We start from the raw sequence: 19,334 nt of genomic DNA, 5'->3' as shown, positions 1-19,334 counted from the left end.
TCCTTGTTCAAAGGTCCTGTTTTAACAGATATTGGGGGTCCAAAAAGAGCCTGCTTCGGGTTTTCCCCTCCAGAATTGGCTTCTGATTGTTATTAACGGGTCAGGGAAGGTTGAGCGGATCTCGGGTGGATTGGGTCTTTAGAAATAACAGGTAACTCAATAATAAATTCGCATCCCCCTTCCGGTAGATTTTCAAAACTCAAGCGGCCATGATGTCGGTCTACGATAATTTTATAGGCGATCGCTAACCCTAATCCTTTGCCAGTCCCCACAGGTTTCGTGGTAAAAAACGGGTCAAAAATTTTAGTTTGATGTTGGGAGAGAATGCCACATCCCGTATCTCGAATCCGAATTTGCACCCACTCTCCGGGAGATAGGTTAGGGGTTTGAGGGGGGAGGGGGGTATCCAAGGGGAAATGAGCTTGAGCAATCACTTTAGTGGTGATGGTAATTTGCCGATCGCCCAAATGATTCACCGGGAAATTTGCCCCAATAACCCCTCCATCCGGCGGTTCAATGGCATCGATCGCATTGGAAAACAAATTCATAAACACCTGATTGAGTTGTCCCGGATAGCAACAGAATCTAGGAAGATTGCCATAGGATTTAATCACCTCGATATCATGGAGACGATGGGCTAATAAAATCAGGCTACTATCAATCCCTTCATGAAGATCCACCCATTTTAATTCAGCTTCGTCCAAGCGAGAAAAGTTGCGTAAAGTCACCACAATTTGCCGCACCCGTTCCGCCCCTTCTTTCATAGAATGAAGGATTTTTGTTAAATCGGTCTGAATAAAATTTATATCAATTTCCGCTTCAAATGCAGCAATGGATTGGGGAACCGGGTTTAACTGTTCCCGATAGCGCTCTAGGAGTTCTAAAAGCTCATAGCTATAGTTGGCAATGTGAGGAAGATTGCCATAAATGAAATTAATCGGATTATTAATTTCATGGGCAACCCCAGCAACCAATTGACCTAAACTAGACATTTTTTCGCTTTGAACCAATTGAAATTGAGTGTCATGAAGCGAAGCAATTAATTTAGTTTTTTCATCCAGGGCTTTTTTGAGTTGTTTAGCTTGCGATCGCGCTTGGCGCGCTTGGTCCTGGGTACGTTGATATAACTGCGCCTGAGTAATCGCGATTCCTAGGTGTAACGAAATCGATTCCATTGCGGAAATTTCATCTTCATTCCAATCATAAGGTTGAGGTTTGATAGCCGAAACATGACCTAATAAGCTTTCACGATGCCAAATCGGAACACTTAATAAGCTCCCCACTTGTAATTGTTGAAATAGGGTGCGATCGCGTTCTCCAAAATCAGAATTTTGAGTATTAGAAATAGCCGTTACTTCTTGTCCCAATAAACTTTGAATCAACCCAGATTCAAACTGAAAAAGCTTAATTTCTATCCCCACACCGAGAGGATGTTCATCTAAGAAACTGGATTGACTGGGGCGACAGACTCGGTGAGTAATGCGCAGCGATCGGCAAAGGTGATGGATACTTTCTATTAAAGAAGTCGGGATGGAAAATAAGATTAAATCCGCTTGGGTGAGAGTTAATAACTCCAATAATGCCGTTTCAATCGTGCGATCCAGATTTAAAGAAGTGCGAATTCTTCCCGCAATTCGGTTAAGAATTTGTTCCCGTTGGGCGTGTTTTTGGGCTTGGATATAATGCCTGATATTTCCTAGGGCGACTGCACCCTGTTGGGCCACCATTTCCGCAAATTTCATTTCTACCGAGGTCCACAAATGACAAACCCCGGTATAACTCAAATAAACCGTCGCGATCGCTTCATTGTGGTAGAGAAGGGGCACCATTAAGGTAGATTGTAATCCGGCATCCAACAACAGCAAGCGTTCTACCTCGGGCATTACTGCTGTTTCTATATCCCCTACCACCCAAGGACTTTTTTGCGATCGCAACGTATTCCACTCTTTTAATCCCTCCACTCGCAAAGGCACACCCATCGCCCGAGGGTGAAGCGGTGACGCTGAAGATGCCTCCAAGGGATGATAAACCACTCTTTCTATCAAAGTTTGTCCCTGGAGATCATGGAAAATTAACCCGGCACAGTCTGCCTGAAAGACATCACACAATTGCTGGACGATCGCCTCATAAATCTCCGTTTCATTCAAGGACTGATGAATAACCTTGGCGATCGCATTTAAACCCTGTGGCGAGAGCACCTGTTCGCCCTCCCCGGCAAATTCTTCAGGGCGATCGCAATTTTTTTCAGCAAGATTTCGAGGCGCTTGTGGGGATTTTATTTTTTCAGAAATTGCTTTTAGGAATGGAAAATTTTCTAGTTTACTCTTCCTTTCACCCCCTGTATTTTTATGGAGAGATCCAGAGGTAGAAATCTCCTCCCAGCGGGATTGTCTTTTTTCATAACAAAGTTGCTTGACTCTAGCAACTGTCCCTCGGTCGATTTGGCCCAAAAACTCTAAACAATCCAGCCAACCGGCAGTCCATGCGGCATTTTCAGCCTCGTTATCCCCTCGGTGCAACTCAGTTTGTCGCCCCAGGAGTTCGGCGATCGCCACTCGTCGCGATGTTCGGTTCGGAGAACCGAGCTCATGGGGGTCAAATGGAAAAATATCTGCATTCATCAGGATTTTACCTCATGCTATCATTGATAATGATTATTTATGTTGTGCTGCTTTTTGTCCACTTTATATTTATTTTATATTTGAGCCCCCTCATCAGGTTATGTTATAAGAAGAGAGGGTTCCCTTCATGTCAAAACCCATCCGTTTCAAACCCTCTTAATGTGAATCCCTCGTGAACTCCTCTTTCACGTCCCCAACCCATCGTGATACCCCTGCCTCTGAGCCATCCTCGGGAGGTGCATCTCGCTTTTCCATTCGGGCCGCCCAAGGCAAAGATCTCAGCAGCCTTGCCGAGATTTTAGTCGATAGCTTTCATTCCCGCGAAGGAATCGGGGCTTGGCTGTACCCGATCGTACGCCTCGGCATTTATGAAGATTTGCGCGTGCGACTGCGATCAAACTCGACCCATTCTATCTGCTTGGTGGCTGTCGTTTCCCAATCCGAACCGCCTTCCTGCTATGAATCCGCCCTGGACTCCCCAGAGGGGAATTGCGTGATTGTAGGTACGGTAGAAATGGCCTTGCGCTGTATCAACCCTTGGACCTTCGGTATGACTCAGTTTCCTTACTTGTCCAATTTAGCCATCGGTGACCTTTATCGCCGCCAAGGGGGAGCCCGTCAATTGCTACAAGCTTGCGAAGGCATCGCCCTAGATTGGGGCTTTCAGGACCTATACCTGCACGTTCTGGAAAATAACCGACCGGCAAGACGACTTTATTACAAAGCAGGCTATCGCATTCATTCCATTGAGTCAGGTTGGGGTCCTTGGTGTTTCGGGCAACCCAAACGAATGCTGTTGCACAAGGCACTCCATCGCAGTTGAGGGCAGGCGATCGCTTCATTCTTCATTAAAGATCACCCATCAGAAGTGGGAAGACAACTGGATTTTTGCCCACAATCTATCAGGATTAGCAACCATTCTGGACAAACAACCCGGTTTCTACGCCTAGAGAGTGATAGCAAATCGGGTACCGCTAGGTTTGCAAAAACTCAGGGCAACTCAAGGGTGTGGCTATCCAGAGCAAACTGAAGGTGTCATGACTCCGCCTTGCTGATTAAAAAATTGGGCTTTGACATCCTGATTGAGGAGGAATTTTCTACCCCAGTCCTCGTGAATCAATGCCTTTCCTATTTTGAGTAAACTGGAAGCAGACTTTAATCCCCTCATTTAAAAAATTCCAACCTGAGCGAGTTTATCTTGTTTTTCCGGCGCTCCCCGGCCTGTTTTTGAATAAGGAGACTAAGGCTTTTCAATCGGTAACACTATTTTGAACGCCTTGAAACTGACTTTTGAATAGAAAAGCACGTTTATCTGTGCCACCCGGGAATAATAAACTTGGGGAAAATTTATTCCTTAAATTTGGGGAGTTTTCTAACCCCCTCTTGTAGTCAGGAGTTGCCCGGTTTAGATGTAGTGATTTTCGGCATGAGAAGAGAACCCTCAAATGACTCAACACAAACATGAGGACCGGAACCAAAATCGAGAGGCCCAAGGATATCATCCCTTGGGTCCCCTTCCGTCTGACTGTCCCGATCGCCCCACAGCCAAGGGCGAGACGGGCAATCCTTCTCGTGCCTTGATTAAATATGCCCATAGTGCTCAAATCTTGACCCAACTCAATAGCGGTCAATTGTTTGTGGTGGACAGTCGCCGACGCTGTGGATTGATTGTCTACAAGCGCTTTCATGCGGAATTCGTGGGTCCCGGGGCCGCCGTTGGAGGCATTTTTGATATTGAGTGTCAGCAAACGATTCCCGTGGGGGATCTGGTGTTGCTCTATCCGGAAAGCTACGAGGAACGGCAAAAAGCCTTTGCCATTCGCCGCCATTGGATTCGATTAATGGAACAGCTTACAGTCCAGCCGGTATCCTTGCACCGGACCCAAATGCTGCTCACTCAGTTTCAGCATTATTTCGATCGCGAAACCGTGATCCGACTCCCCGATGAGGCGATCGCCCGATTGGTTGGGGTCCTGCCTCAAACTGTGCGGACCATCCGACGTTTAGAAAAGAAGTCCCCGGTTAAGGTGGCGGCAGTTTAAGACGGAATCCGCTTGTAAAAGTCTCCAAAACCCGCACCCTGTTCGCGTAGCGTTCCGTAAGGAAAGGGTGGGGCTACAGGGACTAAGCCCGCCTGCGCGGGCTCAAGAGAAAATCGACTTTTAGCAACCGGATTGGGATCTAATCTCCAAAATTGAATTCCTGCAAGCGGGATAAGGTGCGGTGATTTTCCTCCGGTGTGCCGAGGGTAATTCTTAAACCGCCTCCCGTGTGACGAATCAGGGTCCCTTGGGCCTTGAGTTCCTCCGTGATGCGAGTCAGGGTAGGGCCGATCGCCGATGGGTCCTGGAGATTCGGGCGCAGGTAAATAAAGTTAGCTGCACTCCCCCACAGGCGAAATTTTTGTAAGGGTTGCAATTGTTCCAGGAAGCGATCGCGCTCGGTTAAAATTTCGGGAATAGTGCTGAGGAGTTCCTGACGATGGGCGATCGCCAGGGATGCGGCAATTTGGGAGAACGCCGGGAGATTGTACGGTAGGCGGACTTTTTCCAGGGTAGCGGTGAGTTCCGGATGGGCGATCGCATAGCCCACCCGCAGGGCCGCCAAGCGAAAAGCTTTGGAAAAGGTCCGCATAATCACCCAATTCGGATGCTGGAGTAACTCACTCACCACACTGGTTTGACTAAATTCAAAATACGCCTCATCGATCGCCACCAAAATATTCGGGGGCAAACTGCGGATCCAATCGAGTTCAGCCGAAGTTAAAGCATTGGCGGTGGGGGAGTTGGGATGAACCACAAACACCACCCGAATCGGGGGATTTTGGGTATTGGCGACTGCCGCCTGTGCGGCGGGGATGTCGATTTCAAAGTTCGTTTCGTTGCGCCCGACTTCCACCACAGGAATGCCCAGGGTTTGGGCTAAAATCCCATACATAGAAAAGGTAGGATGGGCGACCAAAACCGACCCTTCACCACCGAGACAGGTAGCAATGAGTAAAGAACGAATCAGTTCATCGGAACCATTGCCGAGGGAAATATGGCTGGCGGTGATAGGGGAATCAGGGAGTTGGGCTGATTCGTTCACATATTCCGCGATCGCTTGCTTTAAGGAGGCATGACTCCCGTCAGGATAGCGATTGGTTTCGATCTCCTGTTGATAGGTCCATGCCAGCTTTTCTTTAAGGGCCGCAGGTAAGTCGTAGGGACTTTCATTCGTATCCACCCGATCAATTTGGGCAGGTTTCCCCCCAGGGGAATCGATAGTGCCCCCCGGGTGGGGAGTATAAGCAATCAGTTGAGCCAAATCTGAGCGAATAAAACTCAGCATAGAATTGTAGAACCATTACAAAGCCGCAATTGGGTGACAAGCACCACTGTCTTTAGTATGGGTGTTTGGGTCTACTTCGGGCAATAGGCTTTTTTGCATCAGGGGTATTTTGGGGTCTGGATCAGGCAGTGGAGGCGATCGCCTCCATTGGGGAACTCCTATCTGGGTTGTTTTAATATTTCAGGGCATCAATCAGTTAGGGGAAAGGGTATGGAATCATTCCGCAGTTCACAATCCTTGCATAAATACTCTAAAATGTTCAGGAAATAGCAAAAGGCTATTCTCTGAGGATGGAGGGTTATGGATCCGGTCTACCCAACCGGGGCTGGGCTAACCCTGATCAAGACAAAGCTGGTTGGAGAGAACAACTTCGGAGGCAGCCCGGTTAACCCCCCTGATTTTCCCTCCGTTAGTTATGTTATTGTTAACGTTGACAATTTCGACAAATGCAAGTACACGAGACGGGGACTGATTGTGGAAAAAATTAAACTAGCGATCGTAGGCGTTGGTAACTGTGCTAGCTCCTTGGTACAGGGAATTTACTTTTATAAAGATAAGACTTCTGAAGAAGCGATCGGCTTAATGCACTGGGATATTGGCGGTTATAAACCGAACGATATTGATGTGGTTGCAGCTTTCGATATCGACCGTCGAAAAGTCGGCCAAGATATCTCTAAAGCGATCTTTGCTGAACCCAATTGTACGACAGTTTTCTGCCAAGACATTCCCGAAATTGGCACGAAAGTCAGCATGGGAAGAATCTTAGATGGGGTCTCCGAACATTTAGTCAATTATGCAGACAAATATACCTTCATCCCGAGCGATGCCCCCGAACCAACCCGAGATGATGTCATTGCTATTTTAAAAGAATCCCGCGCTCAGGTCCTCGTGAATTATCTCCCAGTGGGGTCGGAAGAAGCAACGAGTTTTTATGCTGAATGCTGCCTAGAAGCAGGGGTTGCTTTTGTCAATTGCATTCCGGTCTTTATTGCTAGTAATCAGTTGTGGGCGGATAAATTTGAGTCGCGCAATATTCCCATCGTCGGTGATGATATTAAATCCCAGCTTGGGGCGACAATTGTTCACCGGATGATTACTGACCTGGCGAAAAAAAGAGGGGTCAAAATCGAACGGACTTATCAACTCAATACCGCAGGAAATACGGATTTCTTGAATATGTTAAATCGCACCCGCTTAAAGTCTAAAAAAGAATCGAAGACGGAAGCGGTTCAGTCGGTTTGTGAAACTAGACTGGAGGATGAGGATATTCATGTGGGACCGAGTGATTATGTCCCCTGGCAGAAAGATAATAAAGTTTGTTTTATTCGCGTGGAAGGCAAACTCTTCGGGGATGTGCCGATGAACATTGAAATGCGCCTGTCTGTGGAGGATTCACCCAACTCCGCCGGGGTGGCGATCGATGCGATTCGCTGCTGTAAATTGGCCCTCGATCGCGGTAAAGGCGGCGTACTCTTTTCTCCCTCTTCCTACTTTATGAAGCATCCGCCCAAGCAATATCCCGATGGAGATGCCTACCGGATGACCGAGGAATTTATTAACGGATTTAGAGAGTATTAATCAACTCCCCATCGCCTCATTCTTGACGAGTGAGGCGATAATTTTTGGAAAAATTCCCTAGTTTAAGCCTAAATTTTTTACTTCCCGGTCTTACCCCAATCTTGTCTAAATTGTCGAATGTTTGATGTTTGTGTCATCGGTCATGTGACCCAGGACCGGATTAAAATTGATGGAAAAATTGTCCAAGAAATGGCGGGAGGAACAGCGATTTATACGGCCATCGCCTTAAAAACTTTGGGGTTAAATGTGGCAGTATTAACCAAAACCTCTGCTTCAGACCGGAGTCCTCTGTTAGAAGAATTAAAAAATCGGGGCATTGCTGTTTTTTGGCTTGAAAGCCCCGAAACTACCCAGTTTGAAAATAGTTATCAGCGCGATCGCCTGGATAGTCGGCAACAACGAGTCCAGGCTATTGCTTCCCCCTTCACTCCCCCAGACTTAGGCCAAATTCCAGCCCGCCTCTTTCATTTAGGCGCACTCACTAATCAGGAGATGTCCCTGGAATTTCTGCAAGCAGTTTTTGCAACCCAAGCTTTAATTTCTTTAGATGGACAAGGATTTTTACGGCAAGTCATTCATCAAAAGGTCCAGGCAATGGACTGGGCCGAAAAAGTCTCTGGACTCGCTGGGGTTCATATTTTGAAAGTGGATATCGAAGAAGCACAACTGCTATCGGGAAAAACAGACCTAGAAGCAGCGGCGATCGCCCTGAATCAATGGGGAGTTCGAGAAGTTTTAATCACCGCTGGAAGTCGAGGATCTTGGGTTTATCAATCCGGTACTCTGGAGCAAATTCCGGCCTTTGCACCGACTACCTCCGTTGATCCAACTGGCTGCGGAGATACCTACATCGCCGGTTATTTATATTCTCGATTAACCGGAGAACCTTGTCATCTTGCTGCCCGATTTGCCGCCCAAGTTGCCACTCGCAAACTCGAACAGTTCGGTCCCCTGCGGGAGTGGCAAACTCCCCAATCAATCCCGAGTTCATAATAGTTGGGGGATTAATAAACCGACAGATCGGCTGATCTGTCGGTTTATTAATTCCTACGAAATCGGCATTTCTGAGGAGTCCTCTACGGGATGGGTGACCCGATAAACATGAATAATCCGCTGTAAACTGGTCAATAAACTAGCGATCGCCAGGACCGACAACGCGACAGGCAACTGATCCACAATTAACCCCACTGCCATTATAATCACCCGAGGCAGTCGCGGAAACCACCCCACCTTGCACTCAATTTTCAATCCTTCCGCCCGGGCCCGGGTATAACTGACCATCTGTGACCCCAGCAGGGCTAACAAACAAATCGGAATTGAGGGATACTCTTGACGGTGAATCAATAAAATCGTAATGCCAATTAAAATGGCCCCTTCAGAAAATCGGTCTAAGACCGAATCAAAAAACGCCCCAAACGCATTCTGTTGATTGAGTAATCGGGCAACGGCCCCATCGATCGCATCTAGGGGCATCGCGATCAATCCCATTAACAATCCCCCCCACAACGGTTGATCATTGGCGATTACCCCTGCCGCCAAAATATTTAACAACAAACTCAACAGCGTAATCGTATTGGCAGAAATGCCCAGTTTGGCAATCCCCTTGGCAATGGGTTCAACGATAAATTTCGTGCGATCGCGCGCCCAAGTCTCCACAACTACTTACCCTTTAGACTGAATTTTGATTTAGTTATGTTAACCTTCCCGACGAAATTCCGGCGAAAATGAGGACGGATAAATCAACACCCGTTGCAAGGGTAAGTTTTTTACGCTTAAGATCACGTCCGGTCCCCTCCCCTTGGCAAGGGGAGGGTTAGGGTGGGGTTCTTCTTGGGCGTCACTCATTAGGGTGGGGTTCTTCTTGGGCGTCACTCATAATGAGGCGATCGCGCCTGTACGAGAACTCTCCACCCACTCATTCCTCAAGAGGTGCGATCGCACCTCTTGAGGACCCCACCCTAACCCTCCCCTTGCTAAGGGGAGGGGACCGGACGTAAAAACCTACTTTTGGAAGTAACCCCCACCCCCCATCCAATCAAAACCGATCGCGTTTACCCTAGATACTTGACTCAACCCTCAAACCGGATCATGACTCAAACGAATCCGATTGTTTCTGCCGAATGGCTATTTCAACACCTAGACGATCCACAAATTGCGATCGCCGATTGTCGCTTTTCCCTCGCTGATCCTGAACTGGGACAACAACAGTACCTCCATAACCATATTCCCGGTGCTCACTATCTGCACCTCAATCGCGATTTATCCTCTCCAGTCCAACGACATGGCGGACGACATCCCCTCCCAGATCCCGAACTATTCGCCCAAAAATTAGGGGCCGTCGGTGTCACCTCTCCAGAGGTGTTACTCGTGGTTTATGATGATTCCCGATTTGCCTTTGCCTCCCGACTCTGGTGGTTAATGCGCTATCTGGGACACGATCGCGTTGCCATTTTAGAAGGCGGATTTAAAGGGTGGCAAGCTGCCGGATATCCCCTCACCGATGCCATTCCCAGACCCAGCGAAGGCACCTTTATCCCCCAAATCCGGGCCGATCGCCTGGTAGATATCGAAACAGTCAAAACCCGGTCCCCCTTGCCTGAAGTCGCCCTCATCGACTCCCGAGAACGCGATCGCTACCTCGGGAACCATGAACCCATCGACCCGATCGCGGGACACATTCCCGGTGCACTCAACTATCCCTGGCAAGAAGTCACCGACGAGAATGCCCTAGTTAGACCCCACAGCGACCAAGTGCAACGCTGGGCGGATATTGCCGGGTCCGATGAAATTATCGTCTATTGCGGGTCCGGGGTCACCGCCTGCGTGAATCTCCTCTCCCTGGAAATGGCAGGAATCTCCAACGCCAAACTCTACGCCGGGAGTTGGAGTGATTGGTGTTCCTATCAGGTTGAAGACTCATCCCCCAACCCGTAAACCTCCCCTGCCTCTGGTGTCTTGCACCAGGGAATGTCAAAATAAAGCTAAATTAGCCTCAAAACTGAACTGAATTATGACCATGATTCCTGCTTTAGACCGTGCCTTTCAACAAGGACGTGCCTTAAAAATTATCACCGGATTGACCAACTTTGACGCCGATCGCGTTGCTACCGTGGTTCGGGCCGCCGATCGCGGGGGCGCAACCTTTATCGATATTGCTGCCGATCCGGCTTTAGTCAAATTAGCCAAACAGTTGACCGATTTACCGATTTGTGTGTCTGCCGTTGAACCGGAAAAATTTGTAGCCTGTGTAGAAGCGGGTGCAGATTTAATCGAAATTGGTAACTTTGATGCCTTCTATGCAATGGGTCGGCGTTTTGAAGCCGCTGAAGTGCTGCAACTGACGCGGGAAACCCGCGCCTTACTGCCGAATATCGTGCTTTCCGTCACTGTTCCCCATATTTTGGAACTGGATCAGCAAGTGGATTTAGCCGAGGAATTGGTGAAAGCGGGTGCAGATATTATCCAAACCGAAGGCGGGACCAGCAGCAATCCCGTACACGCTGGTATCTTAGGGGCGATCGAAAAAGCAGCACCCACGTTGGCGGCTGCCTCCGCCATTTCCCGGGCAGTTTCTGTGCCGGTTCTGTGCGCCTCGGGGATTTCCACCATCACGGCACCGATGGCGATCGCCGCTGGGGCCGCTGGAGTGGGCGTTGGTTCCGCGATTAACCGCCTGGATAACGAACTCGCGGCGATCGCTGGGGTCAAGAGTCTCGTTGAAGCCTTATCCACCGTTAGTCGTTCCACCATCCACGCCTAATTCTGGATTGAGTTGGGTTAGTTACGATAACTCCTAAAGAAACGACTGAAGTCGTTACTACAAACCTCAGATAACGACTAAAGTCGTTTCTTTCGTTCGTAGTAACGACTTCAGTCGTTATCCGATGTCCGCGCTAAATATCCACTACAGTTGGTTTGGGTTAGAACTGAGTTAAAACCACAGGGTGATCGGCTTGAAATGTCAAACACTTTACATTTAAAATCCGCCCCATGCTTACCGAGTCCTCTCCAGCCCCCATCCCGCCATCCATGAACCCGATTCCCTTGAGTCGCCCTTGGTTCCAATCCCTAGGAAAATTTCGCCTTCGCACGGTTTTGGTGGTTCCGTTTATTATTCCCGTCTTACTCTCAACGGGACTGGTGGGGTGGCTGTCCTTTCGCAGTGGACAGCGAACGGTGAATGAACTTGCCAGTCAACTGCGCGGAGAAATTGCCCAGCGCGTGCAAGAAGAGGTGCAGCGTTATTTAGATCGACCTCATTTGGTGCATCACCTAAATGCCCAAGTGTTTCGCCAAAATGGAATTGACCGAGAGGACCCGGACGTGCTACTGGAGTATTTTTGGGAACAAAGTCGTGAATTTTTGGACCTGGGGACGATCGCCTATGCCAATGAACGGGGGGAGTTGGTAGGGGTCAACCCTTTAGAACATTATCTCGTGTTGTCTACTGAGCAAACCGGGAGGAGTTTGCGGCGCTATGCTCGGGGGGATGATGGGAAACCGGGGGAATTGCTTCGGGAACGCCCTAACTATGATTCCCGAACTCGCGGTTGGTATCAACAGGCGGTGCAGGAGGGGAGGCCAATTTGGACAGGAATTGAACCGAGTGCGATCGGGCAACGGCTGGATGTTTCTGCGGTGTATCCTGTGTATGACCGCGATCGCCGTTTCCTGGGGGTGCTCTTATGGGATGTCCCCCTCTCGGGAATCAACCAGTTTTTAGAAACGCTCAAAATTGGCAAAACTGGAGAGGCATTTATCCTCGAACGCAATGGGTTACTCGTTGCCACCTCCACCCAAAAACCAACTTTGATTCCAGGACTTAATGGGGAGGAACCTCAACGTCTGCCTGCCACTGAGAGTCAAAATCCGCGCTTAAATGCGGCCCTCAATGCGTTAACCGATCAGTTTGGGTCTTTGGAGAATATTAAGCAATCCCAAGGGGTAGAATTTTTCCTGGAAGGCGCAAAACATTTTCTGCAAGTGATGCCTTTTGAGGACGATCGCGGAATTGATTGGCTGATTTTAGTGGGGATACCGGAAGCGGATTTCATGGAGGAAATTCATGAAAATACTCAGCAGACGGTGGTGCTCTGTTTCCTAGCCCTAATGGTTTCAATTTCCTGTGGGGTGGCGATCGCTCAATGGATTTTACGGCCTATTCTGCGAGTGACGCAATCCTCAGAAGAAATCGCGAAGGGCCAACTGGATCGCCCGGTTTATGCCCGAGGCATTATTGAACTGGAAAAACTGGCGGATTCTTTTAACCAGATGGTCGATCAGCTTAAAACCTCATTTAGGGCGTTAGAACAGGCAAACCAAGACTTGATCCATCATGAACAAGAATTAGCCGCCTCTAAAGAACAGCTTGAGGCGGTTTTAAATGCGGTTCCCGGTTCCATTTCTTGGATTAATTCCCGTGGAACTTATCTGGGGGTGAACCGTTATCTGGCCGATAGCCTAAATTTAAAGCCCGAAGAAATGGTCGGTCAACAAATTGGGTTCGCGCAAAATAGTCATGAATATGCTGATTTTATGCAGCAGTTTCTCAACAGTTCAGACCTCGGGGCTTCCCAGGAAATTAGAATTTTTGTGAAGGGGAAGCCTCGGTATTACTTAATGGTGGTTCAGAAATATCAGCAAGGGACGGCGACTGTATCCGTGGGGATTGATATTAGCGAATGGCGCTATGCTCAACAAGAGAGCGATAAGCTCAAAGGGGAAAATATCCGGATGAGTGCCGAACTGGAAGTCACTCAACAACTTCAAAAAATGCTGTTACCCCAACCGGAGGAATTAACCGCTATTGAAGGGTTAGAAATTGCGGCTTTTATGGAAAGTGCAGAGGAAGTTGGGGGAGATTATTATGATGTGCTCAATTATGATGGGGTGGGAACGATCGCCATTGGTGATGTGACTGGACATGGACTGGAAAGCGGGATCCTGATGGTGATGACTCAAACAGCGGTCCGCACCCTCAAAGAGAGTAGGGAAACCGATCCAGTGAGGTTTTTAGACACCCTTAACCGGACGATTTATCAGAACGTCCAGCGCATGAAAACGGATAAGAATCTCACTTTAGCTGTGTTAAACTATAACCAGGGCCAAGTGAGTATCAGCGGACAACATGAGGAAATTCTGGTGGTCCGTGGGGGTGGTCACATTGAGCGGGTGGATACAATAGATTTAGGGCTACCCATCGGATTAGATGAAGACATTACAGAGTTTATTGCTCAGATTTGTGTGAAACTCAAATCGGGAGATGGCATTGTTCTTTATACCGATGGAATTACGGAAGCCAAGAATAGACAAAAGCAACGATATGGCGTGAATCAATTGTGTGACATTATCAGTCAGCATTGGCACCAATCCGTTGAAGAAATCCAACAAGTGGCGATCGCTGATGTCCAACGGTACATCGATGGTCAAAAAATGCTGGATGATATGACTTTGGTGGTCATTAAGCAAAAATAGGTTAGAGAAGGAGTTCAGACGGTCATGAGTGAAATATTTGGAGACTTTATTCACGATTTACCTCCCGGGCATGATTATTTAGATATTGGCTTTTCGGCTAACTCTCGCCCGATTAAAGACCGCTGGCGGAATAATTTATTATCGGCTTATTTTGTAGCCGATTATCTGGCTACTTTTTTGCCTATTGACGATAATGACCCCCAGGCTAAACGGCGTCTAAAAGATTACAAGGGTTCAGTCAGCTATGTTGCCAATGAACTGTTAGAAAATACAATGAAATTTCATAGCCCTTCGGATGAATATCCGGTGAGATTTGGAATTCATTTTATTGAAGGTCCGAAAAAGACAATTGTTTTAATGTCCAGAAATACGGTGACCCTAGAATCAGGCGATCGCTTTAAAGCCTTTATTGAAGAACTGCTTTCTTCAGACCCGCAAGAGTTATATATGAAACGGGTGGAAGAAAACGAGGAAGATTCCGGACTGGGATTTCTCACCATGATTATTGACTACTCCGCAAAATTAGGATGGAAATTTGATCCCATCCCCAATACTCCCAATCTCATGCTGGCAACGACCCTCGTTCAACTGGTTTTATAAAGTGAGGGATTGATTTTAACCGTCATGAGTCCAGTTCAGGTAAACTTTAACCAGAGCACCTGCTCCGGAGGCAATAGAACATGAATTTTCAAGAAATCAAAGGTGAAGACTACCGCGTGCATTACGTTCCGGAATCGGTAACGGTTAAAATTGAAGGGGAACTCAGTCTCACGGGCTCAGCGGATTATGCTCCGATCGCCCAGTTACTTAACGAGGTTGCGGAACTCAATCCCCCCACTATGACCCTAGACCTTAAAAAGCTGGAGTTTCTAAATAGTTCGGGGATTAGTATGCTCTCTAAGTTTGCGATCGCCATGCGAAAAAAGAACACCATTCAACTGGCTATCATCGGTTCTGATGAAATTTCGTGGCAACGCAAGTCGCTACAAAATTTTCTGAAACTTTGTCCTAACTTACAGTTAACCCTAGAATAACCCCTATTTTTTGGAAAAAATACCCTCAGCTTTTATGTCGAACAATTCAGAAAATAAAACCCGCTTTAGCGGGTTTTGTTCTCTCAAGGGGTCACATAGACTGCATACTTTCATTCCGAGAGAGATTCCCCTCCCATTCACAATTTTAAGGGGGAAGCCAGAGGAATAAATGTTAGTTACCTAACCCTCCCGTCTCCCTTAAAATCGCGGAATCCAGAGGAATAAACCTCTTGCCTAAATCTCTTAAGCCCCCCTTATCAAGGGGGGTTGGGGGGATCAATCTGGAAATTTTTAAGAGGTCTAATCAATGTTAGTGAGATCCCCCTCCCGTCCCCGTTAGATCCCCCTCCCGTCCCCCTTAAGAAGGGGGAAGCCAGAGGAATAAATGTTGACTTAACGGGGGAAGCTAGAGGAATAAATGTTGACTTAACGGGGGAAGTCAGAGGAATAATGGAAACTTACCCCATTATTTGGTTTTCGCTTCCAAATGTTCCAACCGACTGCGAAGTTCTTGATTTTCTTTCTTAATCTGATCCAGTTCTTGGCGTAATTGCTTCACTGCTTTATCAGATCCGATATTTTTCTCAACCTTAGAAACTGCTTCTTCAGCAACGCGACGGACTCGGCCATCGGGGGTGGCATCGGCTAAACTTTGTAGAATAGCGATCGCCTTGGGTGTTTCCATTTGTCCCAAGGCGGAGGCAACCGCAACTTGCGTCAAGAAAAAGGTTTCTGCGGATAAGTCTGAAAGACGGTCCAAAATTCGCTCTAAATTGCCTGGAGTTTGACCTGTCGAAATGCCACCCAGGGCGCGAATTGCCGCTAATCGCAAGGGTTGGGGGACACCATTGCCGGTATAATCCAGAATGATATCGAGGGCATCTTCTGAAGTTTTGAGCTTACTTAAGCCGGAAATTGCACCACTGCGAACCACTTCATTCCATCCGGCGCGTTCATTTAAAACCTTTTGCAATCGGGCGATCGCATCTTTTTCGTCCAGGGGTTCATTCCGTTTTCCGGCACAGATTGAGGCGACTGCTCTTGCCGCTGCCGCTTCCACATTATAACTCGCATCTCCCTGTTCCAAAACTTGGGCGATCGCCTGATAGCTTTCGTGGGTTTTATGCTGTGCTAATGTTTCCACCACCGCATATCGAACCCGCGCATCTTCATCCGCTAACCCGACGATTAATTCGTCAAAGGCTTGATCTAATTTAATCTTACCGAGTTGTTTCGCAACTTCTAAGCGCACTCCCCAAAACCGTTCGGTTTTTAAGGCAGAACCGAGGGCTTTCACCGCTTCTAATCCGCCTTTTTTTGCCAAGGCAACAGCAGCATAAATCCGCGATACGGGGTCTAGATCGTACTGTAACTGGGCTTTCAATTCAGCGATTGGATATTCTAAATGGACCGTTTTGAGGGTGGCATTTCCCACATCAAAGCTGATATAACTCGGCTTTTCCCCAACGGCGAAGTAGAAACTTTGTTCGCGCTGATTCACACGCACCGTAAAGGTTTTCAGAGGTTCGCCAGTCTTGTACCCAAATCCAATGGGAATTTTAAGGTCAAATAACTCTTTCTCATTCCCTTTTTCCCCGGTGGTTTTGACATGACTTTGGGTAATGGTCACTTTGGCTAGTTTGCTATCTCCATCCCAGTTGTAAGAGACTTTATAATCGGGATGACCGCCGCGATAGACATATTGGTCAAACAAAAACATCAAATTTCGACCTGTGGCCTTTTCAATGGCCCGCAGTAAGTCCACAGTCTCTACAGTTTGATGGGCATTATCATTAACAAAAGTATGAATTGCTTTAAAAAACAATTCATCCCCTAACTCCGCCCGAATCATGTGATAAACGCAAGCGCCTTTTTCATACAAGTGGCGGTCATAAAGCTCGATCGCCTCCCGATAAACGTGAGTGACAATCGGTCGCCGATAGCGGGTTTTATCTTCATTCAAATAACTGCGTGCTTCATTGAGTAAATAATAAGCCGCATCTTCTGGACCATATTCTTCATCAGTCCATAACACCTCGGAATAAGAAGCCATTCCTTCTTTAATCCAGGCATGAGACCAATGTTTAATCACGACTAAATCCCCAAACCATTGGTGGGCAAGTTCATGGGCAACTAAACTTTCGGTCCGTTGGTTATCTAGTTGGGCGCGTTCATCTAATAGACAGCGATCGGTCAGTAGGGTAGTTGAGGTATTTTCCATGCCGCCGAAGATAAAATCTTCGACGCAAACTTGGGCATATTTAGGATAAGGATAAGCATAGCCAAACGCTTGACTAAAATATTCCATCATGCGCGGGGTTTTGCCCATGCTGCGACGGGCATCTTCTTCGCGACCTTTTTCTACATAATAAACTACAGGTTTGCCGTTCCATTCATCACAAATTTCGGCAAAATCTCCCACGGCTAAGGTCATTAAATAGGTGGGATGTACCTGTTTTTGGAACCAATGATAAATTTTATCGCTGCCTTCTTCTTCGGTGGAAATCAGTTCCCCATTAGAAATGGCGAGGTAGGGTTTAGGAACTCGAACGCGAATTTCTGAGGTGGCGAGTTGTCCGGGGTAGTCAAAACAAGGAAACCAGAAGCGGGAATCTTCATCTTCCCCTTGGGTCCAAACTTGGACAGATTTTTGGGGATAGTGGGCATCTGGGGCGATAAAATAGATGCCACGCTGGGGCTGTTCGACCCCGTAGGTGATTACGAGGGTGAGGGGATGTTCTGCTTCCGTGGGTTGGGTGAGGTGAATTTCTAACCGTTCCCCATCATAATCAAAGGGTTGGGGGGTATTGCTGATGGTGACGTCATGAAGATTCAGGTTGACGGCATCTAACGTCAGGCGATCGATGCCGGTTCTCACGGGCATCAGGCGAATGCTGCAAGTCCCTTGATAGCTTTGATTTGCCAAGTCAAGGGCCAAATCTAAGCAGATATGTTCGACTTGTCCGGGGCGATCGGGATTGTAATGCGGTTTGGCCCCCGGAAGTTCAAAGGTTTTATGACCGTTGTTTTCTGTATCAAAATAAGAGTATTGGTTTGACATGGTGATGAATCTATCTTTAAGACTGAATTTCAGCAATTGAGCTCATGAACGCTATCTTATACAGGGTAACGTTTTGCGGTGATAATCACCACCCTGGATAGATGGCAGTAGGGGTAACCCGGGTATTGTCGCGACTCGGGGGCGGGGAGTTTTTGCGCCGGTGGCGGTGGGTTGTGGATATCAGGTTAGGGGGTTAAGAATTGGGAATGAGGGATGGGATAAGGGATTCAGAGTTTAACGATAGCACAGACTGGGTGTTGGGCATTGATGGGGGAGGGACCAAGACTGTTTGCCTGGTGATGGATGAAACCGGGACGATCGCCGGACGGGGTGAGGCAGGTCCCTCGAATTATCAAACCATTGGGTTGGCGGCAGCATCAGAGTCCATCTCACAGGCGATCGCCTCAGCGGTGAAGGAACTCCCAGGGGTAGCGATCGCCGGAATTGGCGTGGGATTAGCGGGGGTGGGCCGTCCGGCAGATGTCCAGGTGGTGCAAGGTTTGGTGGTGGAGTTGTACCAGGAAAGTCCCCTACCAATTCGCTGGAAGGTGGATTCATCAGGGGTGGTGGTGACTCATGACTGTGCGATCGCCTTGGTGGGAGGGACGGGATCCGCTTCTGGGGTGGCGATCGTGGCGGGTACGGGTTCGATCGCTTATGGGTGCAATTCCCAGGGAGAGAGTAAACGCGCAGGCGGTTGGGGATATCGATTTGGAGATGAAGGCAGCGGGTATCAGATTGCGATCGCCGGGTTAAGGGCGGCGGCGAGATCGCAGGATGGGCGAGGACCCAAAACCTTACTCACGGATGCTTTCCGAGAGTCTCTCAATTTGAACCAGTTAGAAGATTTAATCGAAGTCATCTATCGCCGGGGATGGGGGGTGACGGAAATTGCCGCATTATCTCCTCTCGTCGATCGCACTGCTGCTGCCGGAGATGCGATCGCCCTGCAGATTCTGGAGGATGCAGCAGGGGAATTGGTCCTGATGACTCAAACCGTTGCCTCGGCCCTCTTTACCCCAGAACAGGCATTTGAGGTGGTTACCATTGGCGGAGTCTGGCGCAGTGTCTGCCATTTGGGCGATCGGTTCAGGGAGTCCCTTCGCACCCAATTTCCTCGGGTTCAAGTCATCTCCCCTCGCCATGAACCCGCCTATGGTGCCGGTTTATTGGCCCTGGAACGACTCGGCAAGCGGGTACTATAGCATTTATTCAGGGATTGAGGTCCACTTATTA

General features: G+C 48.2%; 14 protein-coding genes. 10 read left to right on the top strand and 4 right to left on the bottom strand.

Features of this window, described 5'->3' with window-relative positions; all coding sequences use genetic code 11:
• Nucleotides 1-92 precede the first annotated feature (92 nt).
• Nucleotides 93-2,621 (bottom strand): GAF domain-containing protein, encoded by a 2,529-nt coding sequence (locus NG796_RS00610; protein WP_261203976.1) that lies wholly within the window; start codon nucleotides 2,619-2,621, stop codon nucleotides 93-95.
• Nucleotides 2,622-2,793: 172 nt separating this feature from the next.
• On the opposite strand from NG796_RS00610, the gene NG796_RS26375 reads away from it, so the two are divergent.
• Both NG796_RS26375 and NG796_RS00600 read left to right on the top strand, forming a co-directional pair.
• Nucleotides 2,794-3,444: a GNAT family N-acetyltransferase gene (locus NG796_RS26375; RefSeq protein WP_261203975.1), complete on the top strand. Its 651-nt coding sequence runs from the start codon at nucleotides 2,794-2,796 to the stop codon at nucleotides 3,442-3,444.
• A gap of 622 nt (nucleotides 3,445-4,066) precedes the next feature.
• Nucleotides 4,067-4,663: a hypothetical protein gene (locus NG796_RS00600; RefSeq protein ID WP_261203974.1), complete on the top strand. Its 597-nt coding sequence runs from the start codon at nucleotides 4,067-4,069 to the stop codon at nucleotides 4,661-4,663.
• 139 nt (nucleotides 4,664-4,802) lie between these two features.
• Here the strand turns inward: NG796_RS00600 and NG796_RS00595 are convergent, their stop codons facing one another.
• Nucleotides 4,803-5,951: a histidinol-phosphate transaminase gene (locus NG796_RS00595; protein ID WP_261203973.1), complete on the bottom strand. Its 1,149-nt coding sequence runs from the start codon at nucleotides 5,949-5,951 to the stop codon at nucleotides 4,803-4,805.
• A gap of 474 nt (nucleotides 5,952-6,425) precedes the next feature.
• On the opposite strand from NG796_RS00595, the gene NG796_RS00590 reads away from it, so the two are divergent.
• Both NG796_RS00590 and NG796_RS00585 read left to right on the top strand, forming a co-directional pair.
• Nucleotides 6,426-7,529, top strand: coding sequence for an inositol-3-phosphate synthase (locus tag NG796_RS00590; RefSeq protein ID WP_261203972.1), 1,104 nt, complete (start codon nucleotides 6,426-6,428; stop codon nucleotides 7,527-7,529).
• A gap of 117 nt (nucleotides 7,530-7,646) precedes the next feature.
• Nucleotides 7,647-8,522 (top strand): PfkB family carbohydrate kinase, encoded by an 876-nt coding sequence (locus NG796_RS00585; RefSeq protein WP_261203971.1) that lies wholly within the window; start codon nucleotides 7,647-7,649, stop codon nucleotides 8,520-8,522.
• Nucleotides 8,523-8,576: 54 nt separating this feature from the next.
• On the opposite strand, the gene NG796_RS00580 is transcribed toward NG796_RS00585, so the two are convergent.
• Complete coding sequence (locus NG796_RS00580; RefSeq protein ID WP_261203970.1) at nucleotides 8,577-9,185, bottom strand: CDP-alcohol phosphatidyltransferase family protein; 609 nt, start codon at nucleotides 9,183-9,185, stop codon at nucleotides 8,577-8,579.
• A 432-nt stretch (nucleotides 9,186-9,617) separates the two neighbouring features.
• On the opposite strand from NG796_RS00580, the gene NG796_RS00575 reads away from it, so the two are divergent.
• The 5 genes from NG796_RS00575 (at nucleotide 9,618) to NG796_RS00555 (ending at nucleotide 15,037) form a co-directional block, all read left to right on the top strand.
• Nucleotides 9,618-10,463 carry a sulfurtransferase gene (locus NG796_RS00575; protein WP_261203969.1) on the top strand — a complete coding sequence of 282 codons (846 nt, stop codon included), beginning with the start codon at nucleotides 9,618-9,620 and terminating at the stop codon, nucleotides 10,461-10,463.
• Nucleotides 10,464-10,539: 76 nt separating this feature from the next.
• Nucleotides 10,540-11,289, top strand: a complete 750-nt coding sequence (locus NG796_RS00570) for a DUF561 domain-containing protein (RefSeq protein ID WP_261203968.1) — start codon at nucleotides 10,540-10,542, stop codon at nucleotides 11,287-11,289.
• A gap of 230 nt (nucleotides 11,290-11,519) precedes the next feature.
• Complete coding sequence (locus tag NG796_RS00565; RefSeq protein WP_261203967.1) at nucleotides 11,520-14,003, top strand: SpoIIE family protein phosphatase; 2,484 nt, start codon at nucleotides 11,520-11,522, stop codon at nucleotides 14,001-14,003.
• A gap of 24 nt (nucleotides 14,004-14,027) precedes the next feature.
• Nucleotides 14,028-14,603 (top strand): DUF6272 family protein, encoded by a 576-nt coding sequence (locus NG796_RS00560; RefSeq protein WP_261203966.1) that lies wholly within the window; start codon nucleotides 14,028-14,030, stop codon nucleotides 14,601-14,603.
• An 80-nt stretch (nucleotides 14,604-14,683) separates the two neighbouring features.
• Nucleotides 14,684-15,037 carry a slr1659 superfamily regulator gene (locus NG796_RS00555; protein ID WP_261203965.1) on the top strand — a complete coding sequence of 118 codons (354 nt, stop codon included), beginning with the start codon at nucleotides 14,684-14,686 and terminating at the stop codon, nucleotides 15,035-15,037.
• A gap of 466 nt (nucleotides 15,038-15,503) precedes the next feature.
• Here the strand turns inward: NG796_RS00555 and NG796_RS00550 are convergent, their stop codons facing one another.
• Entirely contained in the window at nucleotides 15,504-18,098 is a 2,595-nt protein-coding gene (locus NG796_RS00550; RefSeq protein WP_261203964.1) for a M1 family metallopeptidase, read from the bottom strand.
• Between the two features lie 206 nt (nucleotides 18,099-18,304).
• Between NG796_RS00550 and NG796_RS00545 the strand changes: the two genes are divergently transcribed.
• Nucleotides 18,305-19,303, top strand: coding sequence for an N-acetylglucosamine kinase (locus NG796_RS00545; protein WP_261203963.1), 999 nt, complete (start codon nucleotides 18,305-18,307; stop codon nucleotides 19,301-19,303).
• Nucleotides 19,304-19,334 lie beyond the last annotated feature (31 nt).

The organism is Laspinema sp. D2d (genome assembly GCF_025370755.1).
In the GTDB taxonomy this organism is placed as follows: Bacteria; Cyanobacteriota; Cyanobacteriia; order Cyanobacteriales; family Laspinemataceae; genus Laspinema.
This window is presented reverse-complemented; position numbering and strand designations above follow the sequence as displayed.

Coding starts and splice junctions, on each gene's coding strand:
- NG796_RS00610 (WP_261203976.1), bottom strand. CDS start 2,621: ATGAATGCAGATATTTTTCCATTTGACCCCCATGAGCTCGGTTCTCCG.
- NG796_RS00575 (WP_261203969.1), top strand. CDS start 9,618: ATGACTCAAACGAATCCGATTGTTTCTGCCGAATGGCTATTTCAACAC.
- NG796_RS00585 (WP_261203971.1), top strand. CDS start 7,647: ATGTTTGATGTTTGTGTCATCGGTCATGTGACCCAGGACCGGATTAAA.
- NG796_RS00560 (WP_261203966.1), top strand. CDS start 14,028: ATGAGTGAAATATTTGGAGACTTTATTCACGATTTACCTCCCGGGCAT.
- NG796_RS00595 (WP_261203973.1), bottom strand. CDS start 5,951: ATGCTGAGTTTTATTCGCTCAGATTTGGCTCAACTGATTGCTTATACT.
- NG796_RS00570 (WP_261203968.1), top strand. CDS start 10,540: ATGACCATGATTCCTGCTTTAGACCGTGCCTTTCAACAAGGACGTGCC.
- NG796_RS00545 (WP_261203963.1), top strand. CDS start 18,305: ATGAGGGATGGGATAAGGGATTCAGAGTTTAACGATAGCACAGACTGG.
- NG796_RS00555 (WP_261203965.1), top strand. CDS start 14,684: ATGAATTTTCAAGAAATCAAAGGTGAAGACTACCGCGTGCATTACGTT.
- NG796_RS00565 (WP_261203967.1), top strand. CDS start 11,520: ATGCTTACCGAGTCCTCTCCAGCCCCCATCCCGCCATCCATGAACCCG.
- NG796_RS00550 (WP_261203964.1), bottom strand. CDS start 18,098: ATGTCAAACCAATACTCTTATTTTGATACAGAAAACAACGGTCATAAA.
- NG796_RS00600 (WP_261203974.1), top strand. CDS start 4,067: ATGACTCAACACAAACATGAGGACCGGAACCAAAATCGAGAGGCCCAA.